The organism is Lentzea miocenica (genome assembly GCF_033949945.1).
Taxonomy (GTDB): Bacteria; Actinomycetota; Actinomycetes; order Mycobacteriales; family Pseudonocardiaceae; genus Lentzea; species Lentzea miocenica.
The window spans coordinates 91,525-111,570 of sequence record NZ_JAXAVW010000018.1 but is presented as its reverse complement, the minus strand read 5'-3'; the positions used below and the strand labels follow the sequence as shown (position 1 = coordinate 111,570).

The 20,046-nt window shown below is 66.7% G+C and carries 17 protein-coding genes; 10 read left to right on the top strand and 7 right to left on the bottom strand.

Annotation, left to right across the window (positions count from 1 at the left end; all coding sequences use genetic code 11):
- Positions 1 to 221: 221 nt before the first annotated feature.
- From SK803_RS22745 to tig, 3 genes are all read right to left on the bottom strand, one after another.
- Positions 222 to 836, bottom strand: coding sequence for an ATP-dependent Clp protease proteolytic subunit (locus tag SK803_RS22745; RefSeq protein WP_090071479.1), 615 nt, complete (start codon positions 834 to 836; stop codon positions 222 to 224).
- Between the two features lie 35 nt (positions 837 to 871).
- Positions 872 to 1,456, bottom strand: coding sequence for an ATP-dependent Clp protease proteolytic subunit (locus SK803_RS22740; protein ID WP_319968145.1), 585 nt, complete (start codon positions 1,454 to 1,456; stop codon positions 872 to 874).
- A gap of 188 nt (positions 1,457 to 1,644) precedes the next feature.
- Positions 1,645 to 2,988, bottom strand: coding sequence for a trigger factor (gene tig, locus SK803_RS22735; RefSeq protein WP_319968072.1), 1,344 nt, complete (start codon positions 2,986 to 2,988; stop codon positions 1,645 to 1,647).
- Positions 2,989 to 3,203: 215 nt separating this feature from the next.
- Here tig and SK803_RS22730 point away from each other — a divergent pair, with 215 nt between their 5' ends.
- Both SK803_RS22730 and SK803_RS22725 read left to right on the top strand, forming a co-directional pair.
- On the top strand, positions 3,204 to 3,920 hold the full coding sequence (locus tag SK803_RS22730; RefSeq protein ID WP_319968071.1) for a hypothetical protein: 717 nt from the start codon (positions 3,204 to 3,206) through the stop codon (positions 3,918 to 3,920).
- A gap of 294 nt (positions 3,921 to 4,214) precedes the next feature.
- Positions 4,215 to 5,114 carry a LysR family transcriptional regulator gene (locus SK803_RS22725; protein WP_319968070.1) on the top strand — a complete coding sequence of 300 codons (900 nt, stop codon included), beginning with the start codon at positions 4,215 to 4,217 and terminating at the stop codon, positions 5,112 to 5,114.
- A gap of 252 nt (positions 5,115 to 5,366) precedes the next feature.
- Here the strand turns inward: SK803_RS22725 and SK803_RS22720 are convergent, their stop codons facing one another.
- Positions 5,367 to 6,353 carry a LacI family DNA-binding transcriptional regulator gene (locus SK803_RS22720; RefSeq protein ID WP_319968069.1) on the bottom strand — a complete coding sequence of 329 codons (987 nt, stop codon included), beginning with the start codon at positions 6,351 to 6,353 and terminating at the stop codon, positions 5,367 to 5,369.
- A 98-nt stretch (positions 6,354 to 6,451) separates the two neighbouring features.
- Here SK803_RS22720 and SK803_RS22715 point away from each other — a divergent pair, with 98 nt between their 5' ends.
- The 7 genes from SK803_RS22715 (at position 6,452) to SK803_RS22685 (ending at position 14,829) form a co-directional block, all read left to right on the top strand.
- Complete coding sequence (locus tag SK803_RS22715) at positions 6,452 to 7,705, top strand: ABC transporter substrate-binding protein (RefSeq protein ID WP_319968068.1); 1,254 nt, start codon at positions 6,452 to 6,454, stop codon at positions 7,703 to 7,705.
- Positions 7,706 to 7,715: 10 nt separating this feature from the next.
- Positions 7,716 to 8,585, top strand: a complete 870-nt coding sequence (locus SK803_RS22710; RefSeq protein ID WP_319968067.1) for a carbohydrate ABC transporter permease — start codon at positions 7,716 to 7,718, stop codon at positions 8,583 to 8,585.
- Entirely contained in the window at positions 8,582 to 9,403 is an 822-nt protein-coding gene (locus SK803_RS22705) for a carbohydrate ABC transporter permease (RefSeq protein WP_319968066.1), read from the top strand. The genes SK803_RS22710 and SK803_RS22705 overlap by 4 nt, the downstream gene beginning before the upstream one ends.
- Positions 9,404 to 9,423: 20 nt before the next feature.
- Positions 9,424 to 10,542, top strand: a complete 1,119-nt coding sequence (locus tag SK803_RS22700; protein WP_319968065.1) for a glycoside hydrolase 5 family protein — start codon at positions 9,424 to 9,426, stop codon at positions 10,540 to 10,542.
- A gap of 4 nt (positions 10,543 to 10,546) precedes the next feature.
- Complete coding sequence (locus SK803_RS22695; RefSeq protein ID WP_319968064.1) at positions 10,547 to 13,453, top strand: alpha-mannosidase; 2,907 nt, start codon at positions 10,547 to 10,549, stop codon at positions 13,451 to 13,453.
- A 3-nt stretch (positions 13,454 to 13,456) separates the two neighbouring features.
- Positions 13,457 to 14,356: a glycoside hydrolase family 18 protein gene (locus tag SK803_RS22690; protein ID WP_319968063.1), complete on the top strand. Its 900-nt coding sequence runs from the start codon at positions 13,457 to 13,459 to the stop codon at positions 14,354 to 14,356.
- Positions 14,357 to 14,652: 296 nt separating this feature from the next.
- Positions 14,653 to 14,829, top strand: coding sequence for a hypothetical protein (locus SK803_RS22685; protein ID WP_319968062.1), 177 nt, complete (start codon positions 14,653 to 14,655; stop codon positions 14,827 to 14,829).
- Positions 14,830 to 14,908: 79 nt separating this feature from the next.
- Here SK803_RS22685 and SK803_RS22680 read toward each other — a convergent pair whose 3' ends face one another.
- The 3 genes from SK803_RS22680 to SK803_RS22670 are packed head-to-tail and all read right to left on the bottom strand — an operon-like array spanning position 14,909 to position 18,825.
- Positions 14,909 to 15,862 (bottom strand): ABC transporter substrate-binding protein, encoded by a 954-nt coding sequence (locus SK803_RS22680; RefSeq protein ID WP_319968061.1) that lies wholly within the window; start codon positions 15,860 to 15,862, stop codon positions 14,909 to 14,911.
- A 12-nt stretch (positions 15,863 to 15,874) separates the two neighbouring features.
- Positions 15,875 to 17,773 carry an ABC transporter permease gene (locus SK803_RS22675; RefSeq protein ID WP_319968060.1) on the bottom strand — a complete coding sequence of 633 codons (1,899 nt, stop codon included), beginning with the start codon at positions 17,771 to 17,773 and terminating at the stop codon, positions 15,875 to 15,877.
- 38 nt (positions 17,774 to 17,811) lie between these two features.
- The gene (locus SK803_RS22670; protein WP_319968059.1) at positions 17,812 to 18,825 is read right to left on the bottom strand and encodes a quaternary amine ABC transporter ATP-binding protein; all 1,014 of its coding nucleotides are present in this window, start codon (positions 18,823 to 18,825) and stop codon (positions 17,812 to 17,814) included.
- Between the two features lie 234 nt (positions 18,826 to 19,059).
- Between SK803_RS22670 and SK803_RS22665 the strand changes: the two genes are divergently transcribed.
- Positions 19,060 to 20,028 (top strand): ABC transporter substrate-binding protein, encoded by a 969-nt coding sequence (locus tag SK803_RS22665; RefSeq protein ID WP_319968058.1) that lies wholly within the window; start codon positions 19,060 to 19,062, stop codon positions 20,026 to 20,028.
- Positions 20,029 to 20,046 lie beyond the last annotated feature (18 nt).

The window sequence follows — 20,046 nt, the reverse complement described above, 5'->3', positions numbered from 1 at the left end:
ACCTGGCCGACCCCGTTTCAGGGGAGGACCCGCGTCCCCCGACGCGCCGATCAGGCCGGTTAACCGGTCACATCGGCGTGTCGGGTGGGTGCGCGATGCCCGGTGGCTGGGGTTTCCCACCCACCAAGACACGGCCCGCGTTCTGGGGTGTCCCCAGACGAACACCGGGCGGCGGGCGAGGCGAGCGCTCTTCGCGAGCACACCTCACCCACCGGCGCCCGTCAGGACTTGGCGGAAAGCTTGCGGTAGGGCAGCACCGTGTCGACGATGCCGTACTCCCTGGCCTCTTCGGCCGTCAGGATCCGGTCGCGCTCGATGCTCTCGCGGACCTCCTCTGCCGTCCGGTTCGTGTGCCGCGCGAGGGTGGACTCCATCAGGCGGCGCACACGCTGGATCTCGTTCGACTGGATCTCCAGGTCGGACACCTGACCGTACGCGCCCTCCATCGAAGGCTGGTGGATCAGGATTCGCGCGTTCGGCAGGGCGTGGCGCTTGCCGGGCGTGCCGGCGGCCAGCAGCACGGCAGCGGCCGAGGCGGCCTGGCCGAGGCAGTACGTCTGGATGTCCGGGCGAACGAACTGCATGGTGTCGTAGATGGCCATCAGCGAGGTGAACGAGCCACCCGGCGAGTTGATGTACATCAGGATGTCGCGGTCCGGGTCCTCGGACTCGAGCACCAGCAGCTGCGCCATGACGTCGTTGGCGGAGGCGTCGTCAACCTGCACGCCGAGGAAGATGATGCGCTCCTCGAAGAGCTTGTTGTACGGGTTCGACTCCTTCATGCCATAGCTGGTGCGCTCGACGAACGACGGCAGCACGTACCGCGACTGAGGCATGTGGAACTGGCTCACTTCGAGATCTCCTCAGCTTCCTAGTTGCCCGAGCGCACGGACTGGGGGCGGGTGACGACCTTGTCGACAAAGCCGTACTCGAGCGCTTCCTGGGCCGTGAACCAGCGGTCGCGGTCGGAGTCGCGGGTGATCGTCTCGAGCGTCTGGCCGGTGTGCTCGGCGATCAGCTCGGCCATCTCGCGCTTGGTGCGCGTGAGCATGTCCGCCTGGATCGCGATGTCCGCGGCCGTACCACCGACACCGGCCGAAGGCTGGTGCATGAGGATGCGGGCGTGCGGGAGCGCGTGGCGCTTGCCGGGGGTACCCGCGGAGAGCAGGAACTGCCCCATCGAGGCCGCGAGACCCATGGCGTACGTGGCCACGTCCGGCTCGATGAGCTGCATCGTGTCGAAGATGGCCATGCCCGCCGTGACGGAACCACCGGGCGAGTTGATGTAGAGGGTGATGTCCTTCTCGGGGTCCTCAGCGGCCAGCAGCAGCAGCTGAGCGGTGATCTGGTTGGCGATGCCCTCTTCGACCTGTGATCCCAGGACGATGATCCGCTCGCGGAGCAGCCGCTCGTACACCGAGTCGTTCAGGTTCATCCCGGCGGTGGCCGACCGCATCTCGGGGGTCGGGAAGGAGTGCTGCGTCACGTCTGCCTGCCTAACTCCAGGTGGAACGAAATCTGGATGCGAAAACTCTCTGCGATCGACCTTAACGAAGGCGGGCGGCGTCAGATGCCCGACACCGCCCGCGTTCGCTTAGGGCTGCATTTCCGGCGCTCGTCCGCTGGCGGGACGAGGGCGACTCGCTACTGGGCGTCCTCTTCGGACTTGGTCTCGCCGAACAGCTCGTCCAGGTCCAGCTTCTGACCGCTCGTGTCGCTGACCGTGGCCTGACGCACGACGCTCGCGAGCGCCTTGCCGCGGCGGACGTCGGCGAAGATCGCGCCGAGCTGGCCGGACTGCTGCGCGCGCTTGACGTACTCGTCGGGCGAGATGCCGAAGCGCTGGGCCTGGTAGATGATCCGCTCGGTGAGCTCACCGTCGGACACCGTGACCTGCTCGGCGTCGGCGATCGAGTCGAGCACCAGCTGCGTCTTGACGGCCTGCTCGGCCGCGGTGCGCAGTTCGGCGTCGAACTCCTCCTCCGACTGACCCTGCTCCTCGAGCCACGCGGCGAACTTGGCCTCGTCGTGGTCGAAGGCGTGCACGGCGTCGTGCTTGCGGGCGTCGATCTCGCCCTGGACGATGCCCTCGGGCAGCGGGACCTCGGTGGTCTCCAGCAGCGCCTCGAGGACCTTGTCGCGCGCCTGAACGCCCTGCTGCATCTTCTTGACGCGGTCGAGGCGGGTCTTCAGGTCGGCCTTGAGCTCGTCGAGCGTGTCGAACTCGCTGGCGAGCTGCGCGAACTCGTCGTCCAGCTCGGGCAGCTGACGCTCCTTGACGGAGTTCAGCACCACGGACACCTCGGCGTCGCGGCCGGAGTGCTCGCCGGCGACGAGCGTGGTGGTGAAGGTCTTGGTCTCACCCTCGGCAGCGCCGACGAGCGCGTCGTCGATGCCCTCGACGAGCTGGCCGGAGCCGATCTCGTAGGACAGACCGGCGGTGCGGGCCTCCTCGACCTCTTCGCCGTCGACCGTGGCGGACAGGTCGATGCTGACGAAGTCACCGGTCTCGACCGGGCGGCTGACGCCGGTCAGCGTGCCGAAGCGGGCGCGGAGCTCGTCGAGCTGGGTGGTCACGTCCTCTTCGGCGACCTCCTGCTCGTCGACGGTCACGGCCAGCTCGCCGAAGGCGGGCACGGTGATCTCGGGACGGACGTCGACCTCGGCGGTGAACTCGAGCGTCTCGCCGTCTTCGATCTTGGTGACCTCGAAGTCGGGACGGCCGAGCGTGCGCACCTCACCCGCGTTGACCGCTTCCAGGTACTTGGCCGGGATGGCCTCCTGGATGACCTCGTCCAGCACCGGAGCGCGGCCGATGCGGCTCTCCAGCACCTTGGCGGGGGCCTTGCCGGGACGGAAGCCGGGGATGCGGACCTGCTTCGCGAGCTTCCGGTACGCCTGGTCGAAGTTCGACTTGAGCTCGTCGAACGGCACCTCGACGTTGATCCGGACCCTCGTCGGGCTCAGGTGCTCGACGGTGCTCTTCAACGTGGACTCCTCGATACGAACAAGAACGTGCAAGACAGCCGGTACCGCCGCATGGGGCGCCCGGATTCCCAGGGAGTCTAGGCGAGACCCGTCCTGTGACCGCTGCCACCCCGCCTTGGACCCGTGACAGCTGACCAGGGAGACCGATAACGTTCGCCGCAGCGCACCGTTTGGTCCGCTATGGGGGCTTCAACCGTGATCCTGGGGGAACACGCATGTCCAAAACTTCCGCGCGCCTGCTCGCAGCCGGCGCCGCCCTGCTCAGCCTGACCGCCGCACCGGCAGCCAACGCGGCCGAACAACCGGAAGCCACCGTCGCCGCGTACATCTTCAGCAACGGCACGGTGACCCACGGCATCTACACCGAACAGGGCGACCTCACCGCACCGCACCTCGCGTCCGGCTACACGGCGCACCACCCCGGCTGGGACATCCGCCTGTCCGACGAGACCTACGGCGCGGGCCTGCCCAAGCAGGACTTCCGCGCCAAGGCCTCCGACACCAGCACCTCCGCCAGCGCGGGCACCAGCGGTTTCATCTCACTGGTCGACGGCGACTCCCGCGACGTCCCGTTCGCGGTGCTGAAGCTCGGCAGCCGCAGCGTGTCCTGCACGACCGACGGCCCGCTCTTCACCGGCGGTGGCGGCAGCCCCCGCCTGTGGCTGCGCCAGCACGCGGGTGAGCTCTACGAGGTGGACGTCCTGGCCACCGGCACGACCAGCGCCGTGATCGCCGACGACGTGAACGGCACCCGGACCCCGACCACCGTGAAGGTCAACTCGATCTCGACCACGGCCCAGGCCGCCGCGTGGCCGCAGTTCGCCAAGTACGACGGCCGCGCGAAGGCCGGCGCCATCGGCCACGAGCTGGAGATCACCCAGCAGGGCAGGACCTTCAAGATCCTCGCCGGCGTCTCAGCGGCTTCCTGCTAGTCCCGCACCGTCTCACCGCGCCGCCGCCCACTCCCGGGCGGCGGCGCTTTTTTGTTCGTTCAGCGAACGACGTAACAGAAAAGAGTCACCCAACTACGACCCGTCAAAGGCTCCGTCTCGATTTCACTCTTTCGGCCGAAACAGCCTTTCGCGACCGATCAAGATGACTCCGTTAGCACCAATGAACCCGTCGCAGCGGACAGGTAGCGTTACTGCTCCCGCACCATCCGTAACAGGACCACGGGAACGAACGAGAAAAAGTCGTCGCACCGTTTTACCCCGAGGATCCGCCTGATGGAGACACGCCAGCTTCTCGCGTTCACAACCGTGGTTCAGACAGGGAGCTTCACCAAGGCCGCTGCCACGCTCAACTGCTCGCAGCCGACCATCACGACCCGCATCAAGGCACTGGAGGAGGCCCTCGGGGTCGTCCTTTTCCGGCGCCTCCCCCGAGGTATCCAGATGACCTCCGCAGGCGTGGAACTGCTCCCGTTCGCGCGAAACATCATCAACCTCACCGAAAAGGCCCGAAAAGCCATAACGATGAACGGCGAGCCCCACGGCAAACTAGTCATCGGCTCCGCACAGAGTTTGACCGACTACCGCCTGTTACCGCTCATCGAATACATGTGCTGGCGCTACCCGTCCGTCCAACTCTCACTGCACTCGCGCAACACGCTCAACAACCTCGCCTCGGTGCGCGACGGCCAACTCGACTGCGCCTTCTTCATCGGCGCCATAGAGCCCCGCGAAGGCCTGGAAACCACAGTGCTCTGCCCCGAACCCCTCGTCATGGTCGCGGGCCCCAACCACATGCTCACCCAACGCCAGTCGCTCACCGAGGACGACATCACCAGCAGCACCCTCATCCGAGCGGAGAACGGCGCCTCCTACCACGAACTGTTCGAAAACTCGCTCGGCTACGACGACACCCGAGCCCCAGTGCTCGAACTCGACTCGGTAGACGCCGCCAAACGCGCCGTAGCCTCAGGCCTGGGCATCGCCCTCATGCCCGAAGTCACCGTGTCCGCCGAACTCACCGACGGCAGGTTGGTCCGCTTGCCCTGGTCCGCCACTTTCCGCGTCTACACGCAGTTCGGCTGGCGCCAGGACAACTCGACGAACCCGGCGGTGACCGCCCTGGTCTCGGCAGCGGCCCAGGTCGTCAGCGACCAGGTCGCCTCACTCACGTGATCGAGAGCCAACGGCCCGAGAAGAACTGAGCGCGCAGGCCCGGCGGGGTGGTCCCGTCACGAGTCGTGCCACAGCACGGCCTGTGAGGGGACCACCCCGCCAACGCAACCACCTACGCAACGTGCCGCCGCCCAACTCAACTGGCGTGCCATCAACCCGCGTGCGCCGTGGGGCTGGTCTTTGATCAGATTGGCGGGTCCGGGGCGGAGCCCCGAAGCCTGAAACAGGCGCGAACCACCCAACGCAACCCAACTACGCACGCGCCGAAGGCGCCGTGCTTCCCCGAACCACCAACTCCGGCAACACGTCCTCGACATCAGTTGGCGAAGCCCCCTCCACCACCGCCAGCAACGCCCGAGCAGCCCGAGCCCCGAACGCGAACGTGTCCCGCGACAACGCCGTCAACCGCCCGTGCTGGCAAAGCACCGAGTCGTCCCAAGCCACGATCGACAACTCCCCCGGCACCGCCACCCCCAGCGACTCGGCCACCGCCGCCCCAGCCACCGCCATCACGTCGTTGTCGTAAACGATCGCGGTAGGCGGCTCACCCGAGCCCAGCAGCAACCGGGTGGCAGCGGCCCCGGACTCAGCCGTGTAGTCCCCGGAAACGATCACACCGTCCACCGCGGACTCGAACGCCTGGTCCCGGCGAACCGTGTGCAACAACGAGGACAACCCGGCCACCCGCGCGATCCGCCGATGCCCCAACGCCTTCAGGTACTCCACGACGGAAGTCATCGCCGCGTAGTCATCAGCCCACACCGACGCCAGCTCCCCGTGGTGCCCGGACCCGCCCACCACGACGGCCGGCAACCCGAGCGACGACATCAGCTCGACCCGCGGATCCGAAACCAGCAGATCCACGAGGAACACCCCGTCCACCCGGTGCTCGGCCCACCACCGCTGGTACAGCGCGATCTCCGCCTCCCGCGAAGACACCACCTGCAGCAGCAGCGCGCAAGACATCTCGGACTGCATGCCGGCGATCAGCTGGAAGAAGAACGCCTCGTCCCCCAGCGCCCGAGGCGGCCGCACCAGCACCAGCCCCACCGCGTCAGCAGAGGCGGACGACAACGCCCGGGCGGTGACGGACGGCCGGTACCCCAGCTCCGAAGCGACGCCGAGCACCCGCGCCCGCGTGTCCTCGGAGACCCCGGCGCGGCCGTTCAGGGCGAGGGACACAGCCCCCTTCGACACCCCCGCCGCGGCGGCGATGTCCTTGATGGTCGGCCTTTTCACCCAGCGCACCCTGTCCGGAACGAGACAACAAGACGTTCGGAGGCTAGCCGGAGATAAACCGGTTTAGCTAGGGTCCGCGTCCAAGGAGGTGGGTGTCAATGAAGAGGCGCACGTTCCTCGCGGGCCTGGTGGCGGTGCCCGTCGCGGGCTGCGGGCTGGGCGGCGGCACCGGGTCGGGCTCGTCAGCGAGTGGCCAGGTCACGGGCGAGATCACGTTCCAGACGTGGTCGCTCAAACCGAAGTACACCGACTACGTCAACGGTGTCATCGACGCGTTCCAGAAGCAGCACCAGGGCACCACGGTGAAGTGGGTGGACCAGCCCGCGGACGGATATCTGGCGAAGGTCATGGCCGACGCGAGCGCGGGCAGCCTGCCCGACGTGATCAACGTGCCGCCGGACCTCAGCTTCCCGCTGGCCAAGGCCGGTCAGCTGGTCAACCTCGACGAGTCCCTCAAGGACGCCAAGCCGGAGTACCTCGAGAACGCCTGGCAGGCGTTCGAGATCCCCGGCAAGGGCGGCTGCTACGGCTTCCCCTGGTACCTCAACACCGGCCCGATCTTCTACAACAAGGCGCTCTTCCAGCAGGCCGGGCTGGACCCGGACAAACCACCGACGAACTTCAAGGAGCTGGAACAGCAAGCCCTCCAGCTCGCCCAGAAGAAGGTCGCGATGCTCGGCCAGACGCCGTCCATCGCGGACTTCGGGTTGTACGGCGTGAAGCTGTTCGAGAACGACAAGTTCACCTTCAACGAGGCCAAGGGCATCGAGTTCGTCGAGAGCTACAAGCGGATGTACGACGCGGGCGCGCTGGTTCCCGAGGCGCTCACGGCGAACTACACCGGCGCCGGCACGAAGTTCATGGCGCAGCAGACCGCGCTCAACTCCGGCAGCGCGTACGACCTCGGCAAGTTCAAGACCGACGCGCCCGGCCTGTACGCGAACATCGGCATCACCAAGCCCATCACGAACACGGGCAGCGCCAACATGTTCCTGCACGGCGTGAGCGTCCCGAAGAGCAGCAAGAACCAGGCGACCGCGCTCGCGTTCGGCCGGTTCGTCACCAACGCCGAGAACCAGGTGAAGTTCGCCAAGCTCGCCTCGATCTTCCCGAGCACGTCGAAGGGCGGCGACGACCCGTACTTCACCACGGAGGACGGGTCCGACGAGGCGCGCGTGCGGGTCGCGGCGGCCAAGCAGCTCACCACCGCGGTCAACTACACGCCGGTGCAGTTCAGCGACCAGATGCGCGAGTCACTTCTGCAGCAGCTGGCCGACGCCATGCTCGGCAAGAAGTCGCCGAAGCAGGCCCTGGACGACGCCGTCAACGAGTGCAACAGGCTGCTCAAGTGAGCCGCCGGAAATGACTCACCGCCCGTACACGCCGTGGCTGTTCCTGGCGCCAGGGCTGGCCGTCTGCCTGCTGTTCACGATCTTCCCGTTCCTGAACATGATCGTGCTCGCGTTCACCGACGCGAGCGCGCTGGGCGGCGGCCAGTTCACCGGCGTGGACAACTTCGTGCGGATGGCCCAGGACCCGAAGTTCTGGCTGGCGGCGCGCAACAGCCTGCTCTACATGGTGTGCGTCGTGCCGCCGTTGGTGCTGTTGCCGCTGTTGATCGCGATGCTGGTGCAGAAGACCGTGCCGGGCATCGGGATCTTCCGCACGGCGTTCTTCACACCGGTGATCGCGTCCACGGTCGTGGTCGGGCTCATCTGGACGTGGCTGCTCGACAGCCGCGGCCTGGTGAACAGCGTGGTGGAAGCGTTGGGCGGCAGCAGGATCGGGTTCCTGACCGACTCGACGCTGCTGCTGATCAGCTCGATGGTGGTGACGGTCTGGCGCGGCCTCGGCTACTACATGGTGATCTACCTGGCCGCGCTCGCGAACGTGCCGAAGGACCTGCACGAGGCAGCGATGGTCGACGGCGCGGGGCCGGTCAGGAGGTTCTGGTCGGTCACCGTGCCCTCGCTGCGGCCCACGATGGTGCTCGTCGCCGCACTGAGCGCGGTCAACGGGTTCCGCGTGTTCTCCGAGATCTACCTGCTGTCGGGCGGGTCCGGCGGGCCGGGCGGGGCGAGCACCACGCTGGTGATGCTCATCCAGTCGGTCGGCCGCGGCCTCACCGGTGAGGTCGGGTACGCCTCGGCGCTGAGCATGGTGCTGTTCGTGATCCTGCTGGGCCTGCTGCTGGTCACCCTCAAGCTCAACCGCAGGGAGGACCAGCTGTGAAGCGCGCCCACTACTACCTGGCCCTGCGCTATCTCGGGCTCCTGACGATCCTCGCGATCAGCATCGGCCCGTTCCTGTGGCAGTTCGCCACGAGCATCAAGGGACCGAGCGAGGACGTCTTCGTCCCCGACTTCATCCCGGACGATCCGACGTTCGGCAACTACGCCGCGGTCGCCGACGTGGTGCCGGTCTGGACGTTCGCGCTCAACTCGCTGGGCGTGGCGAGCGTCAACGTCGTCGCGAACTGCCTCGGCGCGGCCATGGCCGGCTACGCGTTGGCACGGCTCAAGTTCCGGGGCCGCGCGTTCGCCGGGGTGATCTTCGCCAGCAGCATCCTGGTGCCGTTCGAAGCGATCATGATCTCGCTGTTCCTGGTGATGCGCGGATTCGGACTCACCAACACGCTGACCGCCGTCGTGCTGCCCGGCGCCATCAACGCGCTCAACGTTCTGTTGCTGCGCAACGCCTTCCTCGCACTCCCCGCCGAAGTCGAGGAAGCCGCGGTCATCGACGGCGCCAACGCGTGGCAGCGGTTCACCCGCCTCGCGCTGCCGTCGGTGAAGGGCACGCTGGTCGTGGTGGCGCTGTTCTCGTTCATGTTCAGCTGGGACGACTTCCTCTGGCCGCTCATCGTGCTGAGCGACCAGGAGAAGTACACGCTCACCATCGGCCTGGCGTACCTCCAGGGCACGTTCGTGCAGAACCAGCGGCTGGTCGCGGCGGGCACGATCATCGCCGTCCTCCCGCTGATCCTGCTGTTCCTGTTGTTGCAGAAGCACTTCTTCCGCGGAGTGGGAGAAGGCGCGATCAAGGGATGATCCCCAGAAGGAGTTCTTCCTTGCGTTTCGGCGTGAACTACACCCCTTCCCACGGCTGGTTCCACCACTGGCTCGACTTCTCCCTCGATGACGTCAAAGCCGACTTCGAGTCCATCGCGGGTCTCGGCCTCGACCACGTGCGGGTGTTCCCGCTGTGGCCGGTGTTCCAGCCCAACCGCGGGCTGGTCCGCCCCCAGGCCGTCGAGCAGCTCTCCCAGATGCTCGACGCCGCCCACGAGACCGGTCTCGACGTGCAGGTCGACGTCCTGCAAGGACATCTGTCGAGCTTCGACTTCTACCCGTCGTGGGTGCAGACCTGGCACCGCCGCAACATCTTCACCGACGCGGACGTCGTCGACGGGCAGAAGTTCTACGTCCGCACCCTCGCAGAGGCGCTGCGCGACAAGCCGAACTTCCTCGGCTTCACCCTGGGCAACGAGGTCAACCTGCTCACCGAGTCGAACCCGTGCTCGCCCGAACAGGCCGGCGAGTGGATCGACGCGCTGCTCGACGAGTGCGAGAAGGCCGCACCGGGTCACCCGCACGTGCACTCCGAGTACGACGCCGTCTGGTACGAGAGCGAGCACGCGTTCCTGCCGGAGCACGCCGCCAACAAGGGCGCGATGACGACTGTGCACTCGTGGGTCTTCAACGGCACCGCGCAGCGCTACGGACCGCTCAGTCCGGAGAGCGTCCACCACGCCGAGTACCTGATCGAGCTGGCGAAGGCGCATGCCAAGGACCCGCAACGGCCCGTGTGGCTGCAGGAGATCGGCGCCGCCCAGCCCGAGATCAGCGCCGAGCAGGCACCGCGGTTCGCCGAGCAAACGCTTGCGAACGTGCTGACCTGCTCGAACCTGTGGGGCGTCACGTGGTGGTGCTCGCACGACGTCGACCGCGCGTTGGTGGACTTCCCCGAACGCGAGTACGAGTTGGGGTTGTTGACGACGGAACGCGAGGTCAAGCCGCTCGGCGAGGTGATCGCCCGGATCGTGCGCGAAGCAGGGCACGATCCGGTCGAGCGCACGCCGATCAAGCTGCACGGCGACCGGCCCTCGTGGGGTCCGGGCGGCGCTTTCTTCGACGAGTGGATGAGCCTCGCGCGCAACGGCGTGCGGGCCTCGATCGAGCTGGGGTGAACACGTGCACGACGAACGCGCGCTGCTGGAAGAACGACTCAACCGCACGCTGAAGGAACGCATCCGCCCGGCGATCTACGGCGAGACCGCGCCGCTGGAACTCGCCGTGTGGAACGTGCCGGACGAGCCCGTCCCGGTCGACGAGGCACTTCAGGCCACCTACGAACCAGCGAGCGTCGGCGACGCCTGGGGCGCCCCGTGGAGCACCGCCTGGTTCCGGCTGACCGGGCAGGTTCCCCCGGCGTGGCAGGGCAAGCAGGTCGAGGTGGTGCTGGACCTCGGTTTCACCCATCCCGGCCCCGGTTTCCAGTCCGAGGGCCTCGCCTACAACGCTCAAGGTGAGCCCATCAAGGGCATCGAGCCGCGCAACACCTACCTGCCGGTCGACGGCTCAGACGTGCTCTTCTACCTCGAAGCCGCGGGCAACCCGACGATCCTCGACTTCCACCCGTTCCTGCCGACCCCGTTGGGCGACAAGGAAACAGCGGGCTCCGAGCCGTTGTACAAGATCCTCAAGGCCGAGCTCGCCGTGTTCCAGCCGCAGGTGTGGCACCTCATGCTCGACATCGAGGTGCTGCAGTCGCTCATGAAGGAACTGCCGGACCACGACCCGCGCCGGCACAAGATCCTGCACGCGCTGGACCGGGCGATGGACGCGCTGGATCTCAACGAGGTCGCCGCCACCGCCGACCTGGCCCGCGCGGAACTCGCGCACGTGCTGTCGTTGCCCGCCAACGCTTCCGCGCACAAGGTCTCCGCCATCGGGCACGCGCACATCGACAGCGCCTGGCTGTGGCCGTTGCGCGAGACGGTCCGCAAGTGCGCCAGGACGTTCTCGAACGTCACGAAGCTGATGGACGAGTACCCGGACTTCTACTTCGCGTGCTCACAGGCCCAGCAGTACGCGTGGATGAAGGAACACCATCCGCACGTGTGGGACCGGGTGCGCGAGAAGGTCCGCAACGGGCAGTTCGTGCCGGTCGGCGGCATGTGGGTCGAGTCGGACACGAACATGCCCGGCGGCGAGGCGATGGCCCGCCAGCTCGTGCACGGCAAGCGCTTCTTCCTGGACAACTTCGGCGTGGAGACCGAGGAGGTCTGGCTGCCGGACTCGTTCGGCTACAGCGCGGCACTCCCCCAGCTGATCAAGCTCTCCGGCTCGCGCTGGTTCCTCACCCAGAAGCTGTCGTGGAACCAGATCAACAAGTTCCCGCACCACACCTTCTGGTGGGAGGGCATCGACGGCACGCGGATCTTCACGCACTTCCCGCCGGTCGACACCTACAACTCGTCTTTGAGCGGTGAGGAGCTGGCGCGCGCCTCCCGTCAGTACGCCGAGCACGCCAAGGCCTCCCGGTCGCTGGTGCCGTTCGGCTACGGCGACGGCGGTGGCGGCCCCACCCGAGAGATGATGGAGACCGCGCACCGGGTCGCGAACCTCGAAGGCTCCCCCACGGTGAAGGTCGAGCCGCCGCGTGACTTCTTCCAGGCCGCGCAGGACGAGTACCCGGACGCGCCGGTGTGGGCGGGCGAGCTGTACCTGGAGAAGCACCGCGCCACGTACACCACGCAGGCCAAGACCAAGCAGGGCAACCGCCGCAGCGAACACCTGCTGCGCGAGGCCGAGCACTGGGCCACCGCGGCGGCCCTGGCCGGGCACGAGTACCCGTACGAAGAGCTGGACCGGTTGTGGAAGACCGTGCTGCTGCACCAGTTCCACGACATCCTGCCGGGCAGCTCGATCGCCTGGGTGCACCGCGAGGCCGAGGCCACCTACGCCCGCGTCGCGTCCGAGCTGAAGGCGCTGACCTCGAAGGCCATCGACGCGATCAAGGGTGACGGCGACGACGAGCTGACGTTCGACGTGCTCGGCGGCGACGCACCGAAGCCGTTCGTCGCGCCCGTCGACGGCGTTCTCGACAACGGCCGGCTCCGCGTCACCATCGACGCCGACGGCATCGTGCTGTCCATCGTGGACCTGGAGGAGGATCGCGAGGTCCTGCCGCCGCACGGGTTCGCCGGCATGCCGCAGCTGCACCGCGACAACCCGAACCAGTGGGACGCCTGGGACATCGACCCGTTCTACCGCAACTGGAAGGCCGACCTGATCCCGTCAGAACGGGTCGACGCCTCAGACGGCGTGGTCGTGCGGGCGAAGTTCGGCAACTCGATGCTCACCCAGACCATCCGGCTGCGCGAGGGCGCCAAGCAGGTCGACTTCGACACCGAGGTCGACTGGCAGGAGCGGGAGAAGCTGCTCAAGATCGCGTTCCCGCTCGACCTGCGCGCCGAGGTCTCCGCCTCCGAAACCCAGTTCGGCCACCTGCACCGCCCGGTGCACACCAACACCTCGTGGGAAGCCGCGAAGTTCGAGATCTGCGCCCACCGCTTCCTGCACGTCGGCGAACCCGGCTACGGCGTCGCGGTGGTCAACGACTCGACCTACGGCCACGAGGTCACCCGCACCACCCGTGACGACGGCGGAACCACCACGACCGTGCGCCTGTCCCTGCTGCGCGCACCCAGGTTCCCCGACCCCGAAACCGACCAGGGCGAGCACCGCTTCCGCTACTCCCTGGTCATCGGCGGCCTGCCGGAAGCGATCGACGCCGGCTACCGCATCAACCTGCCACCGCGCTCCGTCCAGGGCTCCCAGGCGCCAGAACCGTTGGTGCGCACGGACAACCCTGCGGTCAGGGTCGAGGCCGTGAAGCTGGCCGACGACCGGTCGGGCGACGTCGTCGTCCGGCTTTACGAGGCGCACGGCGGTCGTGCGCGCGCCTCGATCAGCACCTCCTTCGCCCACCAGGCGATCCAGGAGACCGACCTGCTCGAACGGCCCCTGGCCGACGCGTCGGCAGAGGTGGTGCTGCGCCCCTTCCAAGTGATCACCCTGCGATTCACGAGGTAGCGCATGAAGAAGCTGTTCCTGGCGTTGTTGCTGGTGGTGCTCGCCGCGCCACCAGCAACAGCGGCCACGCAGAAGCGGACCGTTGTCTACTACCAAACCCAGTACAGCAACGGCGCGACGGGAACGTACGTCTCGCCGAAGCCCCTGATCGACCGGAACACGGGCGTGACCGACGTCCTCGTCGCCGCGATCCACCTCAACGAGAACAAGATCGTCCACCTCAACGACCACCCGCCCGCGCATTCGCGGTACACGCAGATGTGGCAGGACCTCGCCGCGATGCAGGCCCGCGGCGTCAACGTGATCGGCATGGTGGGCGGCGCGGCGGCCGGTTCGTTCCAGCGGCTCGACACGCGGTTCAACGAGTACTACCCGCTGCTCAAGGACGTCATCACGCGCTACAAGCTCAACGGCGTCGACCTCGACGTCGAGGAGCGGATGTCGATCGCGGGCGTCCGGCGGGTGATCGACCAGCTGAAGGCGGACTTCGGCGCGAACTTCATCGTCACGCTGTCCCCGGTGGCGTCGGCGCTCTGGGGTGGCGGCAACCTGTCCGGGTTCAACTACGAGGACCTGTACCGCACGCACGGTTCGAAGATCGCGTGGTTCAACGGCCAGTTCTACAACGGCTGGGGCAACGCCGGGAGCACCACCAACTACGACCAGATCATCAACCGGCGGGTGATCCCGGCGAACAAGGTCGTGCTGGCCACGCTCACCAGTTCGGCCAACGGCGGGTCGGGCTACGTGAACATCTCGACCCTCAGGAACACCGTGAACTCCCTGAAGACCAAGTACACCAACTTCGGTGGCGTGGCCGGATGGGAGTACTTCAACTCGCTGCCCGGCGGCACCGCGGCGCCCTGGCAGTGGAGCGCTGAGGTCACCGCGATGCAGAAGTAGGCCACTCGAGGCGGGGTGGGCAACCGACACCCCGCCTCCTCGCGTCAGGCGGGACGAGTACCGCGTACCGCGGCGGGTAGCTCCCGGATCGACCAGCCGGGAAAGAACGAACCGAGCCCTCACGTCACGACCCCTCAGGTCGTGCCGTGAGGGCTCTTTCGACCCGGCCTCAGCCGCCGGGTAAGGGGTCTCACCGCGCGGCCTTAGGTGATCGTCCGATGTAAGGGGTCACCCCTCAGGCGCAATCTCATCGTTGTCAGCAGGACAGCGAGAGAACGAACTGAGGAGTGAGTCAGATGGAGTGGACGCCCGAAGCGATCAAGGCGGAGATGGACTACCGGCAGGCCTCGCTGCGTGAGGACGCCCGCCGTGTCCACGAGTACTACCGCAACGGCGGGAAGCCGCGTTCGTGGTGGCACCGCATGACGCACCGCCACGAGCCTGAGGTCCCCAACGGACAACAGGCTGCGTGATGCCGGGGGTAAGCAGCAGGGATGGTTCCTCTCGTCCGGGAACCACCCCTGCTGCTTCGTTCTGGTCAAACCGAGCCAGCTAAGCCTTGGGCAGCCAGGCCTTGACCTTGTCGGCGTTGGCGTCGACCCACTTCTTGGCCGCGTCCTCGGGCTTCATCTTGTCCTCGGCGATGTACTTCGCGACCGTGTTCTGGTCCTCGTTGGTCCACTTGAAGTTCTTGACCAGCTGGAAGGCCGGGCCGTTGGCGTCGGCGAACTTCTTGGACACGAGCTTGTCGAGGTCGTAGTCCGGGTAGTCGCAGGCGACCTTCTCGGCGTCGGCGTCACAGCCCGCCTTGTACTCGGGCAGCTTCACCTTCTCGAGCTTGATCTCGTTGAGCAGCCACTGCGGCGAGTAGAAGTAGCCGATGACCCACTTCTTGTCCTTCTCCGCCTGGCGGAACGCCTGGATCAGAGCGGTCTCGCTGCCGCCGTAGACGACCTTGTAGTTGAGGTTCAGGTTCTTCACCAGAGCCTCGTCGTTGGTCACGAACGACGGGTCGCCGTCGAGCAGCTGCCCCTTGTCGCCGGACTCGGACGTCTTGAACTTGTCGGCGTACTTGTTCAGGTTGTTCCAGTCGAGGATGTCGGGGTGCTCCTTGGCGAGCCACGGCGGCACGTACCAGCCGATCTGGCCCTTCACCCCGGTCGACCCCGCGCTGACGGCGGTCTTCTGCTCGTCGATGTACTTCTTGCGCAGGTCGTCGTGGCCCCAGTTCTCGACGACCGCGTCGACCTCACCGGTGCCGAAGCCCTGCCAGGCCACCTCTTCCTTGAGCTCCTTCTTGGTGACCTTGCACTTGAGCTCTTTCTCGGCCACGTACGCGAGCACTGCCGCGTTCGCCTCGTAACCGACCCACGGGTTGATCGCGAGGTTGAACGTGCCGCAGTCGCCGGTCGCACCCGAGGAGGTGTCACCGACCTTGGCGCCACCGCAACCAGCCAGCGCCAGTGCTCCCACGAGCACGGCTCCCAGCACGCTGTGCCTTGCCACTTTCCAGACCTCCTAGTTGGTCCACCGCTTGGCGGCCGCCTGGGTGAGGCGGTCCAGCATCACGCCCAGCACGACGATCGCGACACCGGCCGCGAGCCCCTTGCCGTACAACTGGCCCTGCGAGAACCCGGCCACCACGTCGTAGCCGAGCGCGCCGGCGCCGACGAGACCGCCGACGACGACCATCGAGAGCACGTAGATCAGCCCCTGGTTGGCCGCGAGCGTCAACGCCCCGCGCGCCATCGGCAGCTGCACCTTCACGATCGTCTGCCACGAGTTCGACCCCAGCGCCGTGGACGCCTCGACGGTCGCCGGCGACACCGCGCGGATGCCGTCCGCGATGATCTTGATGGCGACCGGCGCCGCGAACACCACGGCCGCGATGATCGCGGTGAATCGTGACGCGGAGAACAACGCCAGGAAGGGCACCAGGTAAACAAACGCCGGCATGACCTGCGCGGCGTCGAGGATCGGCCGGATGAACCGGTCCGCGCTCCTGCTGCGTCCCATCCAGACGCCCACCACGATGCCGAGGATCATCACCATGATCGTGGCGACCAGCGTGGACGCCAGCGTGATCATCGAGTCCTGCCACAGGCCGGTCGCGACCAGCAAACCCACGCACACGGCAGAAACGATCGCCGACCTGACGCCACCGATCAGGAACGACAGCGCCACGATCACCAGCGCCACCAGGAACCACGGCGACTCGGCGAGCAACGCCTGCAGCGGGTTGATCAACGCGAACGTCACGAAGTCCTTGAAGCCACCGGTGATCAGCGGCAGCGAGTCCTGCGCCCACTCCGTCACGGCCGTCGCGCCCTGCCGGATCGAGCTGCCGATCTCCACGTCGGACTGGAACTCGGCCGCCCACAGGTAGGTGTAGGAGAGGTACACCAGGACACCGGTGACACCCAGCCCGCCGAACAGCGCCCAGCGCGGAAGCGAACGGCGTTCGGTCGCGGCGGTCGTCACGCGGTCCAGCACGATCGCCAGGACCACGATCGCCAGGCCCGCGTTGAACGCCGTGCCGACGTCGAGCGTCTGCAACGCCTTCACGACCGTCTTGCCGAGCCCCGGCGCGTCGATCAGCGCGGCGATCGTGACCATCGACAGCGCGGCCATGATCGTCTGGTTGACGCCGAGCACGATCGTCTTGCGCGAGGACGGCAGCAGCACCTTGACGAGCGTCTGCTTCCGGGTCGCGCCAAGGGATTCACTCGCCTCGACGGTGTTGCGCGGCACCGACCGGATGGCGTGCGCGGTGATCCGGATCGCCGGCGGCGCCGCGTAGATCAGCGTGGCGATCGTCGCCGATGCCGGACCGATCAGGAAGAACAGCGTCAACGGCGCCAGGTAGACGAACGTCGGCATGGTCTGCATGAAGTCGAGCACCGGCGTGATGATCCGATTGGCCCGATCGGACAGTCCCGCCCAGATCCCGAGCGGAATGCCGAACAGCAACGAGATCACGACCGCCGAGAGCGTCAGCGAGAGCGTGTCCATGCTCTCCTGCCACAAACCCTGCAGCCCCAGGAACACGAAACCCGCGATCGCCAGCAGCGCGACCCGCCAGCCGGCCACCACCAGGCTGACGAAGCCCGCGATGCCGACCACGCCGAGCCAGCCGATCACCGGCACCGGCCGGCCGAACGACGGCTGCGCGATCATCGCCTGCACGAAGGTCACGAACTCGTCGATGACGAGCCGGATCTCGTTGAAGAAGTAGAGGAACAGCGGGTTGGAGTTCCTGGACGCGCCGATAGCGTCGTTGATGTCGTTGACCCACCGGTGCAACGGCGTCAGCGCGGAGGCGTCCAGCGGCAGCGTCCCGAAGTTGCGGAACAGCAGCCACAACACCAGCCACGCGAGAATGATCCCGCCGATGATCAGCGGCTTCTTGTGTTGCAACAGTCGAGGAAGCTGCCGTGGGGCGGCTACGGCAACCATCACGCCTCCCCGGCCACGACCCCGAGGATCTCCTCGTCAGCCACCACGCCGAGCAACTCGCCGTTCTGCACGACCTTCACCGGCTTGTCGGCGCTGAGCACGCTGCGCACGGCTTCCCGCACAACGGTTTCCGGGCCGAGCTCCGGCCCGTCCAGCTCGTCGTCGGGGCGCGGTGGCCGCATGATCCACTTCAACGTCAGCACGTGCGAGCGCGGCACGTCCTTCACGAAGTCGCGCACGTAGTCGTCCGCGGGCGCGCCGACCAGCTCGTCACCGGTGCCGACCTGCACGACCTGACCGTCCCGCATGATCAGGATGCGGTCACCCAGCCGGAGCGCCTCGCTCAGGTCGTGGGTGATGAAGACCATCGTCTTGCCGACCTCGCGGTGCAGCCTGATGACCTCGGACTGCATGTCGCGCCGGATCAGCGGGTCGAGCGCCGAGAAAGGTTCGTCGAAGAACAGAACATCGGGATCGCCGGCGAGTGCGCGCGCGAGACCGACGCGCTGCTGCATGCCGCCGGAGAGCTGATCCGGATAGGACTTCTCGTAACCGGTGAGCCCCACGAGGTCGATCACTTCCTGCGATCGCTCCCCGCGTTTCACCCGCGGTACCCCGCGGATTTCCAGCCCGTAACCGACGTTGTCCGCGACCGTCCGGTGCGGGAGCAACCCGAAGTGCTGGAACACCATGGAGAACTTGTTCCGGCGCAGGTCACGCAGACGTTTCGCGTCGGCTTCGAGAATGTTCTCGCCTTCGAACATGATCGTGCCCGCGGTGGGCTCGACGAGTCTCGTCAGGCAACGGACCAGTGTGGACTTGCCCGAACCGGACAGTCCCATGACCACGAACATCTCACCCGGAGCGACCTCGAAGTCCACTCCGCGCACGGCGGCGACGGCACCTGTGCGGTCCATCAGCTCCGCTCGTGACAACGATTTCAGCTGGTCCGATGCCACCACTTGAGACGCGTTGGGGCCGAACACCTTCCACAGGTCCCTGACCGAAATCACGGGATCCACGCCAAACCACTCCGACCTTGTTGCGGACTGCTGTTGCGGACTGCGCACACCGTTCCTCGATGCGCGACAGCATTGACCCTCGCACGAGTACGGTCAAGGCCTGACACAAAACAGGTCCTTTGTGGACAACCAATCATCCCATGACTTGACGCGGTCTGATCGATGGGGAAAAGCTGAACTGAGCGGTCTCCTGCATCGCTCGTTCCCCTCGACGAGGAGCTGTTCGTGCAAGCCCCCAGAATCGCTCTGGCATTGACGCTCGTGTTGACAATTGCCGGTTGTGGCAGCGGATCGACGTCGTCGTCACCACGCTCCAGCTCGGCAGCACCGACAGAGCCCTGCGACTCCATCACCATCGCGGTGAACCCGTGGGTCGGCTACGAGGCCAACGCGGCTGTGATCGCGCACCTCGCCGAGAAGCGGCTCGGCTGCAAGGTCACGAAGAAGGAAGTGGACGAGCAGACCGCCTGGCAGGGCCTCGACTCGGGCGAGATCGACGTGATCCTGGAGAACTGGGGTCACGAGGACCTGAAGCAGAAGTACATCGACGAGAAGCGCACCGCCGTGCGGGTGGGCCCGACCGGCAACAAGGGCGTGATCGGCTGGTACGTGCCGCCGTGGATGAAGAAGACCTACCCGGACATCACGAACTGGCAGAACCTCAACAAGTACGCGGATCTGTTCAAGACCGCCCAGTCCGAGGGCAAGGGCCAGGTGCTCGACGGCGACCCCTCGTTCGTCACCAACGACGAGGCACTGGTCAAGAACCTGGGCCTCAACTACAAGGTCGTCTACGCGGGCAGCGAGCTGGCGTCGATCAAGGCGTTCCGCCAGGCCGAGGAGAAGAAGACGCCACTGATCGGCTACTTCTTCGAGCCCCAGTGGCTGCACCTCGACATCGAGCTGGTCAAGATCGACCTGCCCGAGTACACGGCGGGCTGCGACACGGACGCGGCCAAGGTCGCCTGCGACTACCCGCGTTACGAGCTCGACAAGATCGCTTCCAAGAAGTTCATGGACAAGGGCGGCCCCGCCGCCCGACTGATCCAGAACTTCCAGTGGAGCAACGACGAGCAGGACACCGTCGCGTCGTTCATCGCGAAGTACAAGATGTCGGCGGACGAGGCGGCGAAGCGGTGGGTCGAAGCGAACCCGGACCGCGTCGAGGACTGGCTGACCAAGGCCAAGCCCTGACCGCTGGTCCTCAACGCT